13 protein-coding genes are annotated in these 21,567 nt (G+C 38.0%); 6 read left to right on the top strand and 7 right to left on the bottom strand.

The window, feature by feature from the left end:
* The first annotated feature begins 312 nt into the window (after positions 1–312).
* Entirely contained in the window at positions 313–1,674 is a 1,362-nt protein-coding gene (radA, locus tag R3333_RS03030) for a DNA repair protein RadA (RefSeq protein WP_318957109.1), read from the top strand.
* Positions 1,675–2,156: 482 nt separating this feature from the next.
* On the opposite strand, the gene dxs is transcribed toward radA, so the two are convergent.
* Positions 2,157–4,106, bottom strand: coding sequence for a 1-deoxy-D-xylulose-5-phosphate synthase (gene dxs, locus R3333_RS03025; RefSeq protein WP_318957107.1), 1,950 nt, complete (start codon positions 4,104–4,106; stop codon positions 2,157–2,159).
* 546 nt (positions 4,107–4,652) lie between these two features.
* Here dxs and R3333_RS03020 point away from each other — a divergent pair.
* Positions 4,653–8,705: an HYR domain-containing protein gene (locus R3333_RS03020; RefSeq protein ID WP_318957106.1), complete on the top strand. Its 4,053-nt coding sequence runs from the start codon at positions 4,653–4,655 to the stop codon at positions 8,703–8,705.
* Between the two features lie 189 nt (positions 8,706–8,894).
* Here the strand turns inward: R3333_RS03020 and R3333_RS03015 are convergent, their stop codons facing one another.
* Together R3333_RS03015 and R3333_RS03010 are read right to left on the bottom strand one after the other, a co-directional pair.
* Positions 8,895–10,619: a T9SS type A sorting domain-containing protein gene (locus tag R3333_RS03015; protein ID WP_318957104.1), complete on the bottom strand. Its 1,725-nt coding sequence runs from the start codon at positions 10,617–10,619 to the stop codon at positions 8,895–8,897.
* Positions 10,620–10,757: 138 nt separating this feature from the next.
* Positions 10,758–11,633 carry a cation diffusion facilitator family transporter gene (locus R3333_RS03010; protein WP_318957102.1) on the bottom strand — a complete coding sequence of 292 codons (876 nt, stop codon included), beginning with the start codon at positions 11,631–11,633 and terminating at the stop codon, positions 10,758–10,760.
* A gap of 165 nt (positions 11,634–11,798) precedes the next feature.
* On the opposite strand from R3333_RS03010, the gene R3333_RS03005 reads away from it, so the two are divergent.
* The 3 genes from R3333_RS03005 (at position 11,799) to ileS (ending at position 17,004) form a co-directional block, all read left to right on the top strand.
* Positions 11,799–12,599, top strand: a complete 801-nt coding sequence (locus R3333_RS03005) for a LytTR family DNA-binding domain-containing protein (protein WP_318957101.1) — start codon at positions 11,799–11,801, stop codon at positions 12,597–12,599.
* A gap of 253 nt (positions 12,600–12,852) precedes the next feature.
* Positions 12,853–13,482: a DUF2306 domain-containing protein gene (locus R3333_RS03000; RefSeq protein ID WP_318957099.1), complete on the top strand. Its 630-nt coding sequence runs from the start codon at positions 12,853–12,855 to the stop codon at positions 13,480–13,482.
* A 99-nt stretch (positions 13,483–13,581) separates the two neighbouring features.
* On the top strand, positions 13,582–17,004 hold the full coding sequence (ileS, locus tag R3333_RS02995; RefSeq protein WP_318957097.1) for an isoleucine--tRNA ligase: 3,423 nt from the start codon (positions 13,582–13,584) through the stop codon (positions 17,002–17,004).
* Between the two features lie 650 nt (positions 17,005–17,654).
* On the opposite strand, the gene R3333_RS02990 is transcribed toward ileS, so the two are convergent.
* Positions 17,655–18,632, bottom strand: coding sequence for a T9SS type A sorting domain-containing protein (locus tag R3333_RS02990; RefSeq protein WP_318957096.1), 978 nt, complete (start codon positions 18,630–18,632; stop codon positions 17,655–17,657).
* 183 nt (positions 18,633–18,815) lie between these two features.
* A complete protein-coding gene (locus R3333_RS02985; protein WP_318957095.1) occupies positions 18,816–19,802 on the bottom strand; it encodes a bestrophin family protein in 987 nt (328 codons plus the stop codon).
* A gap of 291 nt (positions 19,803–20,093) precedes the next feature.
* Here R3333_RS02985 and R3333_RS02980 point away from each other — a divergent pair, with 291 nt between their 5' ends.
* The gene (locus R3333_RS02980) at positions 20,094–20,579 is read left to right on the top strand and encodes a GNAT family N-acetyltransferase (RefSeq protein ID WP_318957094.1); all 486 of its coding nucleotides are present in this window, start codon (positions 20,094–20,096) and stop codon (positions 20,577–20,579) included.
* A 69-nt stretch (positions 20,580–20,648) separates the two neighbouring features.
* Here R3333_RS02980 and R3333_RS02975 read toward each other — a convergent pair whose 3' ends face one another.
* The gene (locus R3333_RS02975) at positions 20,649–20,930 is read right to left on the bottom strand and encodes a hypothetical protein (RefSeq protein WP_318957092.1); all 282 of its coding nucleotides are present in this window, start codon (positions 20,928–20,930) and stop codon (positions 20,649–20,651) included.
* Entirely contained in the window at positions 20,927–21,220 is a 294-nt protein-coding gene (gatC, locus tag R3333_RS02970; protein ID WP_318957090.1) for an Asp-tRNA(Asn)/Glu-tRNA(Gln) amidotransferase subunit GatC, read from the bottom strand. The genes R3333_RS02975 and gatC overlap by 4 nt, the downstream gene beginning before the upstream one ends.
* Between the last annotated feature and the right edge of the window lie 347 nt (positions 21,221–21,567).

Genomic DNA, 21,567 nt, shown 5'->3' with positions numbered 1-21,567 from the left:
GGCAGTTTTAAGGATATGGTTTTTTAAAAATCCATAATCTTGTGTTGGGACGTACTTTAGTGTTCGGTTGAGTTGTTTATTTAGTTCTCGAGATAATTTCCATATATCGAGATCTTCAAAATTTGATATTGTTGACATAATGGTTAGGTTTTGGGAATAAAAGTTACGATTTATTTTCGAGCGCAGCGAGAAAACCTTCAAACCATAAAAACTTTACGTTCTCCTTTGCTATACTTGCTTCGCAATTAGTTCTTGCTACTTTTGGAAGAAGGTTCTTTTTGAATGTTGAATTATAATTTTTGAATTGCTCGTATGGCTAAAATGAAGTCGGCATATTTTTGCCAAAGTTGTGGTTATGAAACTCCAAAATGGTTGGGGAAATGTCCATCTTGTTCGGAGTGGAACTCTTTTGTTGAAGAGGTGGTAAGTACATCAAAGAAAGAAGTGGTTGCTTTTTCTTCTTCGTCTGGACGTACAGCAAAGCCTCAAAAATTGGGAGATATTGAGACGAGAAAAGAAGAACGTATTCAATTACAAGATAAAGAATTGAACCGCGTACTCGGTAACGGACTTGTTCCTGGATCCCTTGTTTTATTTGGTGGAGAGCCTGGGATAGGCAAGTCAACTTTGTTGTTGCAAATGGCCGTGGCGGAAAAAAAGTCGATACTTTATGTATCCGGTGAAGAGAGCGATCAACAAATCCGAATGCGAGCAGAACGTATTGGAAATACGAACCAAGAATGTTACATATTAACGGAGACAAATGTTCAGAATATATTTAAACAAGCAGAACTCTTAGAGCCGGATATTTTAATTATTGATTCCATTCAGACTATCTTTTCACAACACATAGAAAGTTCACCAGGAAGTATTTCTCAGATTAGAGAATGTACCGCTGCATTGTTGCGTTTTGCGAAACAAACAGAGACACCGGTATTTCTTATTGGGCATATCACTAAAGAAGGTTCTTTGGCTGGTCCAAAAGTTTTGGAGCACATGGTGGATGCAGTACTTCAATTCGAAGGAGATAGAAATCATGTCTATCGTTTATTGCGCAGTATTAAAAATCGTTTTGGTTCTACGAATGAATTGGGTATCTATGAAATGTTAGGAAATGGATTAAGACAAGTAGAAAATCCATCTGAAATTTTAATATCGGATTCGGATACGTCCTTGAGTGGAGTTTCTATAGCAGCTACGTTAGAGGGGTTAAGACCCATGTTAATAGAAATACAAGCTCTCGTGAGTACAGCTGCTTATGGAACGCCACAGCGAAGTGCTACAGGTTTTGATTTGCGAAGACTGAACATGCTATTGGCAGTGATGGAAAAGCGTTGTGGTTTTAAACTTGCGGCTAAAGATGTGTTCTTAAACATTGCTGGAGGGATCAAAGTAGATGATCCTGCAATAGACTTGGCGGTTGTTGCGGCTATACTTTCTTCTAATTTTGATATTAGTGTAGAGCGTAACATTTGTTTAAGTGCCGAAGTTGGTTTAGCCGGAGAGATAAGACCCGTCAATAGAATTGACCAGCGTATACACGAGGCGCAAAAATTAGGCTTTGATAAAATCATTATTTCTAAACACAACAAGGGAATAGATCAGAAGAATTTTAAGATAGAGATTATTTCGTGCAGTAGGATAGAGGAGGTATTGAAGGAATTGTTTGCTTAGACTTCTAGATGCCTAGATAGCTAGACTTCTAGAGTTTGTTCAATTTTTTCCATCGATGATACTTCGGCTCCGATCAGTACGACACTAGAAACGAACCAAAGAAAGGTTATGCTCGGGTGATTCAAAAGATTCTAAAAACTTATTCTCCGTTCTTACGGCATCTCGACTCCGCTCGATAACCTATATCAGATTTACAAAGTTGGGTAAATTGAGCATTTCAAAACTGGTTTGAATATTAACTTGCTCAATACTCACTCTCAAAACTATTTTTCCTTAGCGATAGTAGTGGCAGCCCGCAGGTAGGAAGGCTATTAAAACAAAATGAAGGTAGGGCGACTGTAGAAGCCCTATAAGCATGAAGTTTTTAAGCTTTGCTACAGAGGACTACAACGTATAGCGCGACCTGTAGTATGCGTAGGGAAAGGGCCAAAAAAAAGGCCTGAGTAAATACCCAGGCCTTATAAATATAACTCAATAGACGTCTAACCAACGTTTTTTTGGTCTTCTATAATTTGTTGTTTCAAATTCAATTCTTTACGTATAGTATTGGCAATTCCAGGAGCATCGAAACCACAATCTGTGTACAATTCATCTTGTGTACCGTGGTGAACATAAGCATCAGGAATACCTAAACGCGTTAAATCTGCTTTGTACTTATTATCGGCCATGAATTCTAAAATAGCAGAACCCATACCTCCCATAATGGTTCCGTCTTCTACGGTAATTACTTTATCGAACTTACTGAAAACTTCGTGTAATAAAGTTTCGTCAAGCGGTTTCACAAAACGCATGTCGTAATGTGCTACGCTTGCTTCTCCTTTTACCAACTCTATGGCTTTCTGCACGTAGTTTCCATGATGTCCGATAGAAAGTACAGCGATGTCTTCACCTGAAGTGATTTTTCTACCCGTACCTACTTTAATCGCCTTCATTTTTGTTTTCCACTCTGGCATTACACCTTTACCTCTTGGGTAACGAATACTGAATGGTCCCATGTTTTCTTGCTGAGCAGTGTACATCATGTTACGCAATTCTGCTTCATTCATAGGTGCAGCAACTATCATGTTTGGGATACTGCGCATGTAGGCGATATCTAGTGCTCCATGGTGCGTTGCTCCATCGGCTCCGGCAAAACCTGCTCGGTCTAAACAGAAAACAACATTTAAATTCTGTAAGGCAACATCATGTACAACTTGGTCGTAAGCACGTTGCATGAACGATGAGTAAATGTTACAGAAAGGAACCATTCCTTGCGTAGCTAAACCAGCTGAGAAAGTAACGGCATGTTGTTCTGCAATACCTACGTCAAAAGCTCTGTCTGGCATCGCTTTCATCATGATGTTTAACGAAGACCCTGATGGCATAGCAGGTGTAATACCCATAATTTTATCGTTCTCTTCTGCTAACTCAACAATAGTATGTCCAAACACCTCTTGGTATTTTGGCGCTTGTGGAGATTTTGGAACCACCTTGACAATCTCACCTGTGTGCTTGTTAAAAACACCTGGTGCGTGCCATTGTGTAGGGTTTCCTTCTTCCGAATATTTATATCCTTTCCCTTTTTTGGTCAAAATGTGTAACAACTTAGGACCAGGGATATCTTTCAAGTCTTCTAAAATCTTTGTTAAACCTATTACGTCGTGACCATCAACTGGGCCGAAGTATCTAAAGTTTAGGGCTTCGAACAAGTTGCTTTGCTTCAATAAACTTCCTTTTAAAGCGGTAGATACTTTTGAAGCAACGGTTTGTGCATCAGGTCCGAATTTTGACATTTTACCTAACAACTTCCAAACCTCATCTTTTACCTTATTATAGGTATGAGATGTTGTGATGTCTGTTAAGTAGTCTTTTAAAGCACCAACATTAGGGTCAATAGACATACAGTTATCGTTCAAAACCACCAATAGGTTGGCGTCTTTTTCGAAACCGGCATGATTCATACCTTCGAAAGCCAAACCTGCAGTCATTGCACCATCTCCAATTACGGCGATGTGTTGTCTTTCTTTTTCCCCTTTATAATTATTGGCAACAGCCATTCCTAAAGCACCAGAGATAGAAGTTGAAGAGTGACCAACACCAAAGGTATCGTATTCAGACTCGCTTCTTTTTGGGAATCCTGAGATTCCTCCTTTGATTCTATTGGTGTGGAATTGCTTTCTACGACCGGTTAAGATTTTGTGTCCGTAAGCTTGGTGACCTACGTCCCAAACCAATTGATCGTAGGGTGTATCGAAAACATAGTGTAAAGCCACTGTTAATTCGACCACACCTAAACTAGCACCGAAGTGAGAGTTTCCAATTTCTGAAATTACATCTATGATGTACTGACGAACTTCATCCGAAACCTGAGGTAAATCATCTACCGTTAGATTTCTTAAGTCTTTCGGTATATCTATGTTGTCCAATAATGGACCCGCTTTAAATTCTTTCATATGGCACTCGTTCCAATCTACAAAAATACGCTTCCCGCCTTTTACTAACAAACAAAGGGTTGATATATTTTGTTCGCTTTTGAAATTAACGAAAGTTGGGAAGTTTTGGATGCCTAAATCCTTTCCTAATTCAACTCTATTTAAAGGAATTCATCAAACAATACTGTGACGGTTTTAAACTAGGATTTTGGTTTTACGGGAATCAATAACTAAGAATGTGGTTCACCTAAATATTTAGAGGGGGTTTTTCCGAAAGAAATGAGGGGTAGATATGTATATTTTTAAAGGGCATTGATGTGTTTTTTAAAATACTGACAACTAAGCATGTAATTGGTAACCTTTAGGAAGTGATTCGAAACAAATTTTATGAAGGAAGGAATACATGAGATACATTTACCCCCGGTATTAATAGGCCTGATTTAGGAACCTATGAACCCACTGCTACTGGTTGAGGGAGAGCTGAGTTCTCCCTTATCCTTTACTGCCGCATATATCTAATTTATTTGCGCAGCTGAACCAAAATTTTTTTAACCAATAAAATTAATTATGAAAACACACTTACGTTTTCTAAACAGGTTCTTGCTGCTTTTAAGTATCTGTTTAGTTTCATTCACCTCTCTGGCCAGTCACTTTAGACATGGGACAATTTCATGGAGAGTGCTCTCTGGAAACACCATAGAGTTTAAAATTTCTCAGGCTTACGCCGGATATCGATCAATAGGAAGTTCAAGTTATTCTGATCGCTTGTATTTTGGTGATGGTCAATCACAGATGTTTAACGTAACAGTTACATCCTCTAGTTCTGCCGAAAACTGGCATTATGGAGAAACAACTTTAACACATACCTACGCGAATACAGGAGATTTTATCGCCTATTTTGCAAGCTGTTGTAAGATTTACGGGATGGTCAATAATTCTTCAGCAAGTTGGAGAAATGAAACCAAAGTAAATGTTGGAGCAGGAAACGATGCACCTGTTGTAACTATGGCTCCCATCATTGCGATGCAAACCAATAGTACAACGGCAACTTTCCAAGTTCCAGCAACGGACCCAGATAATGATGCTTTAACCTACAGGTTGGCAACTTACAATGAGTTTTTGGGGAGTCAACCAAGTGGATTGAGCATACACCCTACAACGGGAGTATTGACTTTTAATACGAGTAATGCGTCGGTAGGACAATTATACAATGCGGCTATAGTTGTTGAAGACGGTCAATCTAAAGTAATTAACGATTTCATCATAAGAATTGTACAACAATCTAACCCACCTGAGTTTGATTACGGAGTAACTCCGAATGCGGGGTATGTTTACCAAACATCACCTGGTCAAACCGTTACTTTCAACGTAAAAGCTTTGGATACAGATCCAGGGTCAACAGTTCAATTATCGGCAATTGGAGCGCCATTAGGTTCTTCTTTCTCACCGAATTTACCAACTACTGCAAATCCGGTTCAAACAACGTTTTCTTGGACGCCAACTGCGAGTAATTTGGGAACGAATGTGATCAACTTTATTGCACAAGATAATGTAGGTTCACAGGTAAATACTTCAGTGTCTATCATTGTAAGTTTAAAACCGCAGTTTGATGTTCCTCCAACGCCTGCAACAGGATCGCATGATATTGCAATCGCACCAGGAAGTACATATACTTACACGGTTCAAGCATCAGATCCCGACCCTTTAGATGTGGTTCAGATCGTCAATGTTCAGGGAAAGAATATGATGGGGAATAAAATTCCATTGTATGCAGGAGCAAGCTTTAGTAATTTACCTACAGCTGCAGGAAACCCTACTTCAGGAACCTTCAGTTGGACACCTACTGTAGACCAATGGGGGCACCGTCATGTATTCTTTACAGCAGAAGATAGTTACGGTGACCAAACGGTGCATGAAGTTTACCAAGTAGTGAACTCGGCGCCAGCATTTACATCAACACCGGTTAATTCTGCAGATGTTGGTAGTGCGTATACCTACAACGTTGTGGTTGCCGATCCTGATATGGCTTACGGTGATGAAATGGAAATCGCTGGTTTGAATTTACCAGCATGGTTAACACTTACTGATCATGGAGATGGAACAGCTACTTTGTCTGGAACGCCAGCTACGGCGGATGCTGGAAATGTTGCAATTTCTCTAAGAGTAGAAGATAAATTACACCATCAAGACCCTGCAGGAACTGCTTTCCAAAACTTTAATTTAGTGGTAAACAATTGTACAGTAAATGCAGTTGCTCAAAACTTAACACTTGCTTTAGATAATTCAGGAATGGCTACAATTACTGGAGCAGATATTGATAATGGTTCTACTGCAACATGTGGTATTGCTAGTATGACAGTATCTCCAGCTAATTTCAACTGTGCAGACCTTGGTGCGCATACGGTAACTTTAACAGTGACTGATGCCAACGGGTACACAGATAATGCAACTGCAACGGTAACCGTTATTGATTCGACAGCACCAAATGCTAATACGCAAGATGTAACGGTTTATTTAGACGCAACAGGAAACGCGTCAATTCTTGGAGCACCTTCAACACAGCAAGTGTTTAATGGTGACTTCTCTAATGAAACATTAGGATTCAATATCGGATCATTAACGGATTGGAATGTAATCACTGGAAATGTTGATGTTTGGAATACGTTTATTCCTACGGCAACAAGTGGTGTGAGTGTTGATTTATCTGGAAGCGTTAACTCCAAGTTGGAATCAGTACAAAATGTAGTATTTACACCAGGTACGTATACAATCAATTTCTTACATAGAAATAATGGGGGTAGTGGTGAATACCAACAAAACTTTAATTTAAGTGTTGGAACATTGTTTAATCAAACCTTTAATTCTACGAATACTACACAAGCCGAAGCGGTTAACTTTACAGTTACAACTACTACTTCTGCAAGTGTTGTTCTAGAGCAATTAGGAGGAAATGATGCAAGTGGATGTTTTATTGCTGATTTGAGTATAGATAAAATGATACCAGCATCATTAATGATAGACAATGCAAGTGATGATAATTGTGGTATAGCATTTATTTCTGCTTCTCAAACGAACTTTAACTGTGCTCATGTAGGAGCAAATACAGTGACGTTAACAGCAGTAGATAATAGTAATAACTCTTCATCAAATACTGCAACAGTTACTGTTGTAGATTCAACAGCTCCAGTAGCGATGGCTCAAGATTTTACTGTTGCCTTGGATGTTAATGGAATGGCTTCGATTACTCCATTAGATATTGATAATGGATCAAATGACGTTTGTGGTGTGAGTTTAGCACTTTCTCAAACAGATTTTACATGTGCTGATTTAGGAAACAATACCGTTACTTTAACGGTTACTGATCCTTCTGGAAACACAAGTACAGCTACAGCAGTGGTAACAGTTGAGGATAACATCGCACCAACGATTACTTGTCCTGCTAATATTTCATACCAAGCACAACCGAATGATTGTAGTCCTGCTATTACATGGAATGCACCACAAGTTTGGGATAACTGTTCTTACACAGTAACTTCTTCTCACCAATCAGGTGATAATTTTGAAGAAGGAGTGACGACTGTTTCTTATACAATTACTGATGACGCAGGTAACACTGCTACATGTAGTTTTGATGTTGAAATTACTACCGTTCCACTTAGCTTAAGCTTAACTCCAGCTACTTACATCGGAGGTGTAAATATCTCTTGTAATGGATTAACAGATGGAAGTGTTGATGCAGTAATGGATGGAGGGTGTTTACCTTACACTTATGCTTGGTCTGATGGACAATCTTCTGAAGATGCTGCAAACTTAGGTGCAGGTACTTATACTTTAACTGTAACCGATGCTAAAGGAAGAACAATTTCTGAAACAGTTACTTTAACGGAACCAGATGTATTGACAACTTCTTTGGTTATGTCTCCAGATTTCCCAGTTGCGGGTCAAAACCAGTATACAATTTACTTAGGATATGGAACACAAACAGTGAATTTAGCTTCAACTACTGCAGGTGGAATTCAAGGGTATACATATGCATGGACAAACCAAGATGGAGTAAATGTTGGAAATACGGCGAACATAGATGTTTCTCCAATGGTGCCTACAAATTACACTTTGTTAGTTACTGATGCGAATGGTTGTACTGTTAGTCAATCTTTCTTTATAGATGTAATTGATGCAAGATGTGGAAACAACATGAATAAAGTAATGGTGTGTCACAAAGAATCTAAGAAGAAAAAAGGAGTAACTACCGTGGAATACCACAACATTTGTGTGAGTGCAAATGCTGTACCAGCTCACTTAGCACATGGTGATTACTTAGGACCATGTATCAGTTCTAAAATGGAAGCGATTGAGGTAGTAGAGGAAGAAGACATCGTTTTATTCCCTAATCCAAACAATGGAATATTTAGCTTATTCTTTACAGGAGAGCACCATGATGTAAATGCAGAAGTTACTGTTTACAGTATGGATGGAAGAATGATCATGTCAAGAACGATTAGTGCAGATGAATTAGATCATGATGTTGAATTTGACTTCACAGGAAACAGTGCTGGAATGTACTTATTAGTAGTACAACAAGGTGATGATGTGAAAACAATCAAGTTCACGAAGAACTAATACCACGTTTACATATTGATTTTTCAAGCAAAAGGCCGATTCCATTTGGAGTCGGCCTTTTTATTTTCATGCAAAGCTGCTAACTGTTTGGTCGAGAGGATAAGTCTTCCAGTTCTTAGGTTTAAATGTTAGGGCTTAATCATTATCCCATTCCATTACTTATCCCTAATAATCTCAGGTTTTTATGACTTATTGTTTAATGATTCGATGCACTTCACCTCCATATTGTAAGAGGTAAACACCGTCTGGTAAATGAGCCAGATTTAGGCGCACGTGTTGACTAGAGATTTCCTCTAGATTAATGAGGTTGGCAATGTTTTTTCCCGATAAACTTGTAAAGCGGAAATTAGAAAGTGTTAGTTCTTTTGTTGATCTTACGTTGAGAATGTCTTTTGTAGGATTAGGATACGTGGAAAGTACATGGTCTCCTATTTTTTGATGAATGGAGATGGGGCCAAAATATTGATGATCGCCATTATAGTCTACTTGCTTGAGGCGGTAATAGCTCACCCCTAACAAAGCCGTTTCATCTACTACTGTATAACTTATTTCTTGTTCGCTGTATCCAGCACCTTTTACTTTTTCTAAAGTAACCCATTGTGTTCCATCTAAACTCTTTTCCAGTAAAAAGTAATCATTGTTCATTTCTGTTGCGGTAACCCAGGTAATTTCATTGTTTCCATTCTTCAACGCTTTTCCAGAAAAAGAAAGGAGTTCAACCGGCAAAGGTTGACCGCATATGAAGATGGTTGCGGAATCAATTAAAAAAGGACTTGCAGTAGATATAGCTGTATTAGAGTTATCCTGACAACAGTAGTTTTGTTCTTCTATATATGCACCCCCTGAAAGGTTTAAAAAACAAGTTGTTGTAGATCCACCACAGGTCATGGTACAACCATCGCAATCATAGGTGTTACCCTGAGTAACTTGAATGCTGGCTGAGTTACACGTATAACCTTCGTCGGTAATCGCGTTGGCATTGAGGTATCCAGAATTATTTAATGAACCTGTATTGGCGTAATCAAGGGTTACCGTTATGTTTCCCAATGGGTTATTATTGATAGTGCCAGAGTTTTCTAAATTTTCTAAGATGTTAACAGTACCATTATTAATGAATGTTCCATTATTGAAGAAATCTAGGGTCACTGTTATGTTTCCGGAATTTTGAGTACTTCCATCATTGTTGTAATCTTCAGTTACGTTTATCGTTCCGCTACTTTGTACCGTTCCAGAGTTCTCCATATTTACACCAACGTTTACTGTTCCAGTGGAAGAAATATTTCCAGTATTTGTGAGGTCATCAGAGGCATTTACAGTACCCGTATTCGTTATGTTTCCGTTGTTTTCAAGATTACAGGCGGTATTTATTACGTCTGTATTAACAAGGTTAGCGTCGGGATGATTGATAAAGGTTCCGTTGGATTGTGTCACCGCAATTTCACCGTTGTTATTAACGGTAGAGTAGTTTTCAAACGTCCTTGGTTCTATGTAGCCGTTGTTGTTCAATGTTGCTCCTTGACCATTTTCAACTTTTTTTAAGGAAATAATCGAGCCGTTAACTTCCGTTTCATTTAAATTGAAAAAATTCGTCTTTAAATCTAACATGCCATCGATAAAGCCAAATCCTGTACTTTCAATGGTAACATCCTTTGAATCGTAGAGATAACCCGAACTTTCAATAACAAGTACGCCAAAATAAATTAACTCTTTGGTGTGACTTAATTCATGTGATATAAATACTGAATCTCCAAAAGGAAGAATGTCTGGCGGCGCGTTGTTGGTAACTGGAACCGAAGTCCATGTGGCATTATTACCATAGTTTCCGGGCTGGACACTATAATAATTTATGGCATAACAATTCCCTACCGTCCAAAGGATAGCAATAAGGGGAATTAAGTACTTAAAAATGCGCACGTTAATATTTACGTCAAATTTAGGGAAATGGATGTAGGAGGGGGGAGAAAAGATGTGGATGAACAATTATTCGTGGTGAACGACTTATTGTTCGTGGTGAATGAAAACGGTTACTTTTAAAATACGGCTTGCATAACTTTAGTCCAATGAACATTTTTCCTTATCCAGTTCTATCTCAAGTGTGCAGTGTTTAAAATTATAAGTTTTCAGGTGGTTTTTAATTTTTTCCTTGGTAGCAATGATTTCCTGGTAGTCGTCTATTTCTTTCAATTTGATGTGTGTGGTAAACACGCTAGTGTCACCTTCAATTGTCCAAATATGTGTGTGGTGAATTTCTTCAACTTTATCAATATTTAATAAAGAAAGTTTCAAATTGTCTAAATCAATTTCTTGTGGAGCCCCCTGCAGAAATATATATAGCGTTTCTTTCAATCTTTTAAAGACTCCCCATAGAATGAACAGGGTAATAAAAAGGGAAAGAATGGGGTCTAGGTAATAAGCATCGGTAAATTGTAAGATGATGGCCAAAACTAAAATTGCTACCCATCCTAAAACATCCTCCAATAAATGCCAGCTTACTACACGTTCATTTAAGGATTTGCCATGCCCCACCTTCCAGGCAGCGTAGCCATTTACAGTGATTCCGACAAGGGCAAAAACTAACATGCCAGATGCATTGGATGCTTCGGGTTGAGCTATTCTCTCTATTGCTTCTTTGACTACCCAAATCGATCCAACAATCAATACAATACTGTTAATTAAAGCACCTAATAAAGAAAAACGTTGGTAACCAAACGTGTACTTTTTGTTAGGGTCTTGTTTTGATTTTTTGTCTAAATACCATGCTGTACCTAAAGCTAATGAGTCGCCTAAATCATGTATAGCATCAGAGTAAATGGCAACACTATTTACCCACCATCCTCCGATGAATTCTAAAAAAGTAAAACTCAAATTGAGGAAAAAGGCAAGTTTTAAATTGTCCCCACTTTTATGATGATGATGGTGTTCTGCCATTTTCTTGCTTTGTCAAAAGATAAAAAATATTGAGCAGGAAAGCAGGTATTTTACTTGAATTTCAAATTATTAGGTGGAAGGATTATCTTCGTGCATCGAGAAATGACTTCAAAAAAGAAAAACATACTTAAACAAGCCTATCCGGTGAACATTAAAAAATGGCCCATGATCATTGCCATAAGTGGTTTTATCGGCCTCTTTTTAATGCTTTTTCAACCTTTCGGGTTACAATTTGTGGAAGTCCCCTATAAGTCCGTTAAGCTTTTGGGGTATGGATGTGTTACACTCGCAATATTGGTGCTCAATCTTTTGTTATTACCACTTATGTTTCCTCACTATTTTGAAGAGAAAAACTGGACAGTTGGCAAGCAAATAGTATGGCTGAATATAGATGTACTCATGATTGCTGTTGGGAATTATTTTTATTCGGTTGAGATGCATTTTTTTCCATGGATAGGTTGGGAGGGGATGCTGATTTTTATCGGTTTCACGGTACCCATCGGTTTGTTTCCGGCAGTAATTATCACCTTTTTACAGCAAAATAAATTGTTGAGACAGCACATAAAATCATCTGTTGCTATTAATCAGCAATTACATTCTCCTAAAAAAATAGAAGTCGAAGAGGTGGAATTACTTGAAGTGGAATCAGGTTCACAAAATTATGTGTTCAATCCATCTGAAATAGTGTACATAGAAACGGAAGGAAATTACCTTAATATCTATCATTTTAAGGATGAGGTACTGAAATCTACACAGGTGAGAATGACTTTGAAAAAAATGAATGAATTAATAGAGCAGACGTATCTATTCAAATCCCACAGAGCCTTTATTGTTAACCTTAATTGTGTAGAGCAGGTAGATGGAAATGCGCAAGGTTATACCTTAACTCTAAAAAATACGACCGCCAGGGTTCCTGTATCAAGATCATTTATTCCTGCCTTCAAAGAGAAGATGGAGCAACTTTAGTTGTAAGCTCTAGCCACCGCTTTCTCTAAAACTGTAAATGCCGTTTTACAATAACTTGATTTGTAGTTTGTACCGAAATTATTGTTTGTCATCCCACACCTTGTTTTCCATCCCAGTAGTTTGACAAATATCCCAACCGTCAGGTTTTGTGCTGCTTATGCTCTAATCTTGTATTGTTCTAGACTAGGTTTCAAACAATTGTTGAATCCTTAAATCTTTGAATTGTTGAGTCCTTGAATCTCATAAATGAATTATGATTACAGTTTTAATATTTATTCATGCTGCCTTTGGAGGGATAGCACTTTTATCAGCTACATTGGCTGTCATTTTTAAAAAAGGTGGTAAGCAACACAAAATGTGGGGAAGGATATTTTTCTATGCTATGTTGCTGTGTAGTATTTCGGCAATGATTACAGCATGTCTTCCTAAGCATGTAAGTCCCTTTTTGTTTAGTGTAGGTATTTTCTCTTTTTATTTCCTGTTTACCGGCTGGAGAGCATTGCGTTATAAGGAGGAAGATATTTCTATAAAATGGGATAGAAGGATGGCTCTTTTCATGTTGCTTTTCGCCCCTGTGATGATGGTGTTTCCTATTTTCATGTTTGGGGTTATCAATATTGTTCAAGCGGTATTCGGGGGTGCATTACTTGTGTTTGCAATCCAAGATTTAAGGTTGTTTAGAGACAGAGCTAAATTGAAAAAGAATTGGCTCGTGCAACATTTAACTAGAATGTTAGGAGCATATATTTCTGCCATTACAGCTTTTGTAGTGGTGAATGCAATATTACCGGGTGTAGTGGGTTGGTTGCTACCTGGTGTTGTAGGAAGTATTTTGATAACTTACTGGAATGTGAAGTTGGGAAGAAGAGGTGTGAATTTTTGAATTCTTAAATCCTTGAATTTTTGAATCTTCTCTTCACCTCACTTCCCTAATCCCGTGAAATCCTTATTTTTGCAAGTCATAATTAAAACGTCAAGCGAAATGAGCGCTAAATACAAGGAATATAAAGGATTAAACTTGCCGAATGTGGCAATACGTGTGCTAGAGAAATGGGAAAAAGAAAATATTTTCGAAAAGTCTATTAGCTCTCGCGACGAAAATAAGCCTTTTGTGTTTTTTGAGGGACCTCCCTCAGCAAATGGTTTACCAGGTATTCACCACGTAATGGCGCGTTCGATTAAAGACATTTTCTGTCGTTATAAAACCTTAAAAGGTTTCCAAGTTAAGCGTAAAGCAGGTTGGGATACACACGGTTTACCCGTAGAATTAGGTGTTGAAAAAGAATTAGGAATCACCAAAGAAGATATTGGTAAAAAGATATCTGTTGACGAATACAATAAAGCGTGTAAAGAAGCTGTAATGCGTTACACGGATGTTTGGAATAAGTTGACCAATGATATGGGATATTGGGTGGATATGGAAAACCCATACATCACTTATGAATCTAAATATATGGAGTCTGTTTGGTGGTTGTTAGGTCAGTTGTACAACAAAGATATGATGTACAAAGGATACACTATCCAGCCGTATTCTCCAGCAGCGGGTACAGGTTTGTCATCGCACGAATTGAACCAACCAGGTTGTTACCGTGATGTTACAGACACTACAGTTGTTGCGCAATTTAAAGTACAAGCAGATACATGGAACAAACCTTTCTCTGGCGTAGATTTATCTGCAGAAGAGTTAGAAAGAACCTTCTTCTTGGCTTGGACAACAACACCTTGGACCTTGCCTTCGAATACAGCTTTAACGGTTGGTCCAAAGATTACCTACGTTATCGTTAAAACGTGGAATCAATACACACATCAACCTGTAAACTTGATTTTGGCTGAGCCTTTATTAGCGAAACAGTTCAAAGGAAAATTTGTTGCTGTTGAGACTACAGAAGAGGTTGATAATTACAAAGAAGGAGATAAGAAAATACCTTACACGGTAATCGGTGAATGTACAGGAGCTGATTTAGTAGGGAATAAATACGAACAGTTATTGCCGTTTGCACAACCTTGTGAGGATGCAGAAAAGGCATTTGCTATCATTCCTGGAGATTTCGTAACAACAGAAGACGGTACAGGTATTGTTCACACAGCACCTACGTTTGGTGCGGATGATGCTAAGGTTGCCAAAGACGCTGGCGTACCAGGATTATTAGTATTGGATGAAAAAGGAAACCAAGTTCCTTTGGTGGACCTACAAGGTAGATTTAGACCAGAAATGGGTGAATTTGCGGGTATGTTCGTGAAGAATGAATACTACAACGAAGGTGAAGCTCCAGAAAAGTCAGTAGACGTTCAAATCGCTATCCAATTAAAAGAACAAAACAGAGCCTTTAAGGTTGAAAAATATGTCCACAGTTACCCACACTGTTGGAGAACAGACAAACCCGTATTGTATTACCCATTAGATTCTTGGTTCATCAAAGCTACGCAGGTGAAAGAAAGAATGATGGAGTTGAATACGACCATTAACTGGAAACCAGAAAGCACAGGTACTGGTCGTTTCGGAAAATGGTTAGAAAACCTAAACGATTGGAACTTGTCACGTTCGCGTTACTGGGGTATTCCAATTCCAATTTGGAGTACGGCAGAAGGAGATGAGCAAATATGCATCTCTTCTGTAGAGCAGTTAAAAGCGGAGTGTGAAAAAGCGGTTGCTGCCGGTGTAATGGAAAGCAATCCATTGGCAGATTTTGAAGTAGGGAATATGTCGAAAGAAAACTACGACAAGATAGACCTGCACAAAAATTACGTTGATGAAATCACTTTGGTATCTTCTAAAGGAGAACCAATGAAGCGTGAAGCAGATTTGATCGACGTATGGTTTGATTCAGGATCTATGCCGTATGCACAGTGGCACTACCCATTTGAAAACAAAGAATTAATAGATAACTCTGGTGCTCACCCAGCTGATTTCATTGCAGAGGGTGTGGATCAAACAAGAGGTTGGTTCTATACCTTACACGCTATCTCTACGATGGTGTTTGATAAGGTTGCATACAAAAACGTTATCTCTAACGGGTTGGTATTGGATAAGAACGGACAAAAAATGTCGAAGCGTTTAGGTAACGCCGTAGATCCATTTACTACACTTGAGAAATACGGACCAGATGCTACGCGTTGGTACATGATTACAAATGCTCAGCCTTGGGATAACTTAAGATTCGATTTAGACGGAATTACAGAAGTTCAGCGTAAGTTCTTTGGTACATTATACAACACGTACTCTTTCTTCGGATTGTACGCTAACATCGATGGATTTAGTTATGCTGAAGATGATATCGCGTTGGCAGATAGACCAGAGATAGACAGATGGATCATTTCTAAATTGAATTCATTGGTGAAAAACGTAGATGCAGCCTTTGCAGCGTTTGAACCAACGAAAGCAGGACGTCTAATCAACGAGTTTGTAAACGATCAGATGAGTAACTGGTATGTACGTTTATGTAGAAGACGTTTCTGGAAAGGAGATTACTCTACAGACAAAATCTCTGCGTACCAAACTTTATACAAGTGTTTAGAGACGATAGCTATTATTTCATCGCCTATCGCACCTTTCTTTACAGATGAGTTGTTTAGCGATTTAAATGCAGTATCTGGTAAACACAACTTGGAATCTGTTCACTTGGCAGACTTCCCAGCAGTTGATGAAGCAGCGATAGATTTAGCGTTAGAGGCTCAAATGGAAATTGCTCAGAAAGTAAGTTCTATGGCTTTAAGCTTGAGAAAGAAGGAGAAAATTAAGGTACGTCAGCCATTACAGAAGATTATGGTGCCTATTTTAGATGCTACCTTCAAAAAGAACATTGAGCACGTAAGTGATTTGATTCTTTCTGAAATCAACGTGAAGGAAATTGAATTGTTAGAGGATACTTCTGGAGTATTGGTGAAGAAGATAAAGCCAAACTTTAAGACGATTGGTCCAAAATACGGGAAACACATGAAAGCAATTGCCGGAATGGTGAACCAATGGGGACAGGAAGAAATTGCAGAAGTTGAGAAAAACAGTGGATGGACTGGAGATGTAAATGGCGAAAACATTGCTTTAGACATGGCTGATTTCGAAATCTTGACAGATGATATCCCAGGATGGTTAGTAACTACAGAAGGTGGTTTAACTGTGGCAATGGATATTACTTTATCAGAAGAATTGAAGCAAGAAGGTATTGCCCGTGAATTGGTTAACCGTATTCAGAACTTTAGAAAAGAAGCAGGATTAGAGGTTACAGATAAGATCTCTTTAACCGTTGAAACTTCTGAAAACATCGCTAAAGCAATTACAGAAAATGCCGCATACATTTGTGATGAGGTATTGGCTACAGGAATTGAAGTAGGTGCAGTTGAAAGCACAGCAATGGTTGCAGACATAGAAGCAGAAGCAGATACTAAATTTTTATTGGTAAAAGCTTAAGCCCAACTATAAAAGTTTAAAAGGGTTGATGCGTTAAGCGTCAACCCTTTTTTATATCCTCTATCCTTGAATTGTCCAACCTTTGAATCTTTAGAAAGCTTGCATTAGACACCGGCCACTCGACTCCGCTCGTGAATCTCGTAAATTTTCAAATCCATCAAATCGTTGAATTTTTGAATGGTTGAATCATCAAACACTCAAACTATCAAACCTTCAAACTCTTAAATGCTTAAATTGTTGAATCCTCGAATTGCCCCGTCTAGGTATCTAGAAATCTAGCGCTCTAGTTGTCTAAACAAAAAACTCCCCAACCTTGAATTAAGTTGAGGAGCTTTAGCTTCTAAAATCTAGGCCATGTTAGATCCGTTTTTCAATGTATTTCTTACAGCATTAATTACAGTACAAGTGCCGTGGTTAAGTATACAATTTCATGATTAAAAATAGATAAAAAGTAAAAGTTAAGAACTTCTTAATCAATATGTTTGAAAAGGTTTTTTACATGTCTAAATTTTGGTAATGTGAGGTTCATGGGGATGATTTTTACTGACAAGGAGAATGAAAAAACTCCTCAACTGTAGTAAAGCTGAGGAGCTGTTGCTAATAAATATCAGTAAGAAAGAAGACAGATGTGATTAGTGTAGGGTTTGCGTTTATTGCAACATTATTTGCTGCGTATGTGTTGTTTCTTTTCCCGCTACATGTAAGAAATAACTTCCTTTATCCAGGTGTCTCAGATCTAATTGTTGAGTCGTTTTATCCACAGGAAATGTTACAATGGTTTTACCCAATGGATCTGTCAAGATTATAGTTCCGGTCTTCGGTAGTTCTTTTAACGTAATAATTCCATTGGAGGGATTTGGATATACTTCTAACTTTGAAATATCATTCTTGGTCGTGGAAAGGGAAGTTATTTGTTGTAAGGCTGTATAGTAAAAGGTTTGCTGGGACCCAGAAGAGTATCTTATACTAATGCTTAATAAGGGGTCGGGATAGTTAGGTGAAAACCAAAAGTAGGTTGTATCACTCGAGTAATAAACAGATTGTGTCTCAACAGAAGAGTCTTTAAAGTTTCTAACAACTTTCGTTTTGATACAGTTGTTAAAGGTAGTTTGAGAAGTAATTAAAGTACCTTCTCCTACAACACTATGTATGGACTCTACTTCCTGAAGGGTTGTTGATCCAGCCAATGAAAGAGTACCCGAATAATTATTAGTGTCTACGTTTCCATATTGCATGGGTAGATTAAATAAAACTGCATAATCGTAAACGAATGCGGAATTTTGATAGGGTTGATAGTGTTCGTGCACATAGGCACTGTCATTTAAGGTTACAAACAACTCTCCACTGTTGTAGCGTTTCACGAAAGATGCATTGGGAGCCAAACTTGGACTTTGGGCTTCAGCAACATTGATATAGGAAAAGCTATCTTCTTGAGAAGGGAAAAATTGAGACAGGTCCCAAACAGCATTCGTTCCATTTTGCTCAAAGTTCATGGGTAAAGTTTGCTCAAATTTTGTTTTTACGGTAGCGCCTATGGTGGGGTTTAGCGTATTTGCTGTTATCTGCGTTTGCGCGTGCGAGCTCATTATAAAAGGAAGAGTCAGTACAAAAGTAATTAGTGTTTTCATAATGCTTTGATTTGTTAGGGTGAAATTACTTGTTATACTTTTTGGTTATCAATTGTTTAACTAAAAGTTTCGTAATCTTTTACATGTCCAGTCAAAAGCACTGTTTTACAATTTATCTACTGTTCTCTGTGGAAGGTGGGTTTTTAAGTTTTCTGATAGTACACAATTATACAAGGTTTTATTTTACAACATGAATCCATTTTGCGCCTCCGTTGGTTTTGGAATGTTAGCATCACCAATCATTTCCCTAAGGTCTATTTCTATTCCGCGAGAAATAGAAGTAATTGGGACGTCATTGTACGTTCCTTCAAATGGGTTTTCAGAGTAATCTCCAATTTTTTCCATTAAAAAGAAGATCCAAATGATGAGTCCGGCAATCAAAGGGCATACAACAAAAAATGCCAAGGATGAACCTCCAAATACGTCTAATAATCCAAAGGGAACACAGGCCGCGAACACGTAAGTTAGCCACAAGGCTGTAGAAGCATATTGGCGTGGGAAGGGGAAGTTCTTTATACGTTCTGCTTTTCCTTGCCCTGCATAAAACTTTGCAATTAGGTGGTGGAACTCCATGTGTCTAAAATCCTCAAAATAGTCTAGGTCTTTCAATGCTTGCAATCGAACAGATTGATTTTTTAATAACTGCGCAGCTCTATTGCTTTGCTGGATTACTTTATCTAATTCATCTTTTTTAACAAGTTCACATATTTCATCGGTTATTTTAGTATTGTAGTCTTCGGTCATAGAGGCATTGAATAGCTTGTGTAACCTTTCATTTTTATGTTCCCATTCTTTGCTTAATCGCAATTGATACCGCAATGCGGTGAGCCAAGCGATGTGTCTGTAGATGAGTTCTTTTTTTATTTGCTTTTCATTAGGACCTTGAACGAAAGCACAAACTGCGGCGCCAAAAGTTCTGGAGTCGTTTACAATTTCTCCGTAAATTTTACGAGCTTCCCAAGTTCTGTCGTAACTGGAATTGTTTTTAAAACCTAAGTAAAAAGCCACGGCAATACCTATCACACTAATGGGTTGCCAGGGTAATGAAAATTCTGTCTTAAGAAAATATGCTACTAGACATATGATTAAACAATAGATTGTACCGAAGAGAAAGGGCTTGAGGGTCCATGAAAAAGTCATGAAAAAACCGTAGTTGCGTTTGACGTACATAGTAGTAAAGTTTCTATTAAAAATACGACATTATTTATAGTCACACCCTCTCCGTTCGTCAATGCTTTTGTTGATTTTTATCTATGCTCTACGCAATAGACAGCATAAAAGGATATAGTTATAAAATCTCTTAGGGATATGAGCGAATACCCCGTACTCAAGCTACTTGGGGAGAGTAGCAGCGTTAGCCCGATCCCAATAATTATTCTGGGAGAAGAGCCTTGGTATAATAGGTAAAGATGGATTTAATACTTAAAATATTTACATTTACCCCTCTTAGATTTCGACAAGATGATAGAAAGAATTGCACAAGAAGAGGTACAACGCATAGAAGATTTAGCGCGCGCCACATGGCCGGATACTTTTAAGGAAATTTTGACGCCCGACCAAATAGAATACATGCTCAATTGGATGTATAATGTAGATACTTTAAAAGAGCAAATTTCTAAGGGACATGAATTTTACATCTACAAAGATCAAGAAGATCTGGGCTTTATTGGTTTGGAACCGAATTATGAAGGTGCCTCTAAATTACGTATTCATAAGATTTACGTTTTACCTGCTGCTCAAGGGAAAAAGGTGGGTAAACAACTCATGGATTTTGCAGAAAAACGTGCACAAGAATTGAGTTTGGCTTGTTTAAACTTAAATGTAAATCGTTACAATGCCGCGGTAGATTTTTACAAACACATCGGCTTCCAAATTACCAAAACAGAAGATATAGATATAGGTGAAGGTTTCTTTATGAACGATTATGTGATGGAGAAGGCGTTGTAATTGGCTGAAATAATGAACAAAAAAAGGACCACTTAAAAAGTAGTCCTTCGCTTTTATTATATAGTATAATTAATCTCTGTTGATTTGTATTCCTTCGCACTTTGCTCTTTCTTTTTCGAGCTCCATAGGGTCGATATCGATGAATTCTTGACACACTTCATCGCGTTCAGCGGTTAAAATGTCTAGACTGTCTTTTTGTGCTTGCGTATGCGCTGGATCCATTAATATAGATTGTGCATATGCATCTACTTGAGCACCTTTTTCAACACAGTCGCATAAACTGTTCTTACTAGAACTGGAACATGCACTTAAGAGTACTAAAGCTGAAATTGTAGTTAGGATAGTTTTCATGATTTGTCTAATACTTTAGGAATACGGAAGTAATCAGAATCTTTCTTTGGAGCATTTTTTAATGCTTCCTCATGTGTAACCGTCTGTGCAGGTACGTCCTCACGTAAACGGTTAATTTCGTCTGACATGAAAATTAAAGGCTCTACATTGTCTGTATCAACTGCGTTCAACTTGTCCATGAAGTCTGTAATCTTCTTCATGTCCGCAATAATCGCATCCTTTGCTTCCCCTTCGAACGACAAGCGCGCTAGGTGCGCAATGTGATCTACTAATTCTTCATTGATATTCATACCACAAAATTAATAAGGATTCTCATCATTGCTTATAAAAGAGAATAATAATTTAGATTTTTAGACCTTTAGTAGCTGAGAAATTGAGATTTCGTAAACCTGTAGGAGGTAATTTTAACTCTGTGAGTTAGCTGTCTTAATGGTTTTGAAAACCGTCAAATCTTCGGTTTTACAATTCTATTCCGCTCTCAATTTGCCTTCTGACCTTGTCTTTTAATGCTGCGATACTCAATGCAGCAACTTCTTCCTTATTGATGGTTGGATGAAATTTGACGCGAGACAATCCTGGTCTCGATGGGCTAAGTATATGGTCTGGATCTGAGAATAATTTGTAATTATTGACGAAG

This window comes from Lishizhenia sp. (assembly GCF_033720595.1).
In the GTDB taxonomy this organism is placed as follows: domain Bacteria; phylum Bacteroidota; class Bacteroidia; order Flavobacteriales_D; family Crocinitomicaceae; genus Lishizhenia.
This window is presented reverse-complemented; position numbering and strand designations above follow the sequence as displayed.

What these genes read in the sequence shown, in the direction of transcription:
- gatC (WP_318957090.1), bottom strand. Translation starts at nt 21,220, where the DNA reads ATGAATATCAATGAAGAATTAGTAGATCACATTGCGCACCTAGCGCGC.
- R3333_RS02990 (WP_318957096.1), bottom strand. Translation starts at nt 18,632, where the DNA reads ATGAAAACACTAATTACTTTTGTACTGACTCTTCCTTTTATAATGAGC.
- ileS (WP_318957097.1), top strand. Translation starts at nt 13,582, where the DNA reads ATGAGCGCTAAATACAAGGAATATAAAGGATTAAACTTGCCGAATGTG.
- R3333_RS02975 (WP_318957092.1), bottom strand. Translation starts at nt 20,930, where the DNA reads ATGAAAACTATCCTAACTACAATTTCAGCTTTAGTACTCTTAAGTGCA.
- R3333_RS03005 (WP_318957101.1), top strand. Translation starts at nt 11,799, where the DNA reads ATGATCATTGCCATAAGTGGTTTTATCGGCCTCTTTTTAATGCTTTTT.
- R3333_RS03000 (WP_318957099.1), top strand. Translation starts at nt 12,853, where the DNA reads ATGATTACAGTTTTAATATTTATTCATGCTGCCTTTGGAGGGATAGCA.
- R3333_RS03020 (WP_318957106.1), top strand. Translation starts at nt 4,653, where the DNA reads ATGAAAACACACTTACGTTTTCTAAACAGGTTCTTGCTGCTTTTAAGT.
- dxs (WP_318957107.1), bottom strand. Translation starts at nt 4,106, where the DNA reads ATGAAAGAATTTAAAGCGGGTCCATTATTGGACAACATAGATATACCG.
- radA (WP_318957109.1), top strand. Translation starts at nt 313, where the DNA reads ATGGCTAAAATGAAGTCGGCATATTTTTGCCAAAGTTGTGGTTATGAA.
- R3333_RS02980 (WP_318957094.1), top strand. Translation starts at nt 20,094, where the DNA reads ATGATAGAAAGAATTGCACAAGAAGAGGTACAACGCATAGAAGATTTA.
- R3333_RS03010 (WP_318957102.1), bottom strand. Translation starts at nt 11,633, where the DNA reads ATGGCAGAACACCATCATCATCATAAAAGTGGGGACAATTTAAAACTT.
- R3333_RS02985 (WP_318957095.1), bottom strand. Translation starts at nt 19,802, where the DNA reads ATGTACGTCAAACGCAACTACGGTTTTTTCATGACTTTTTCATGGACC.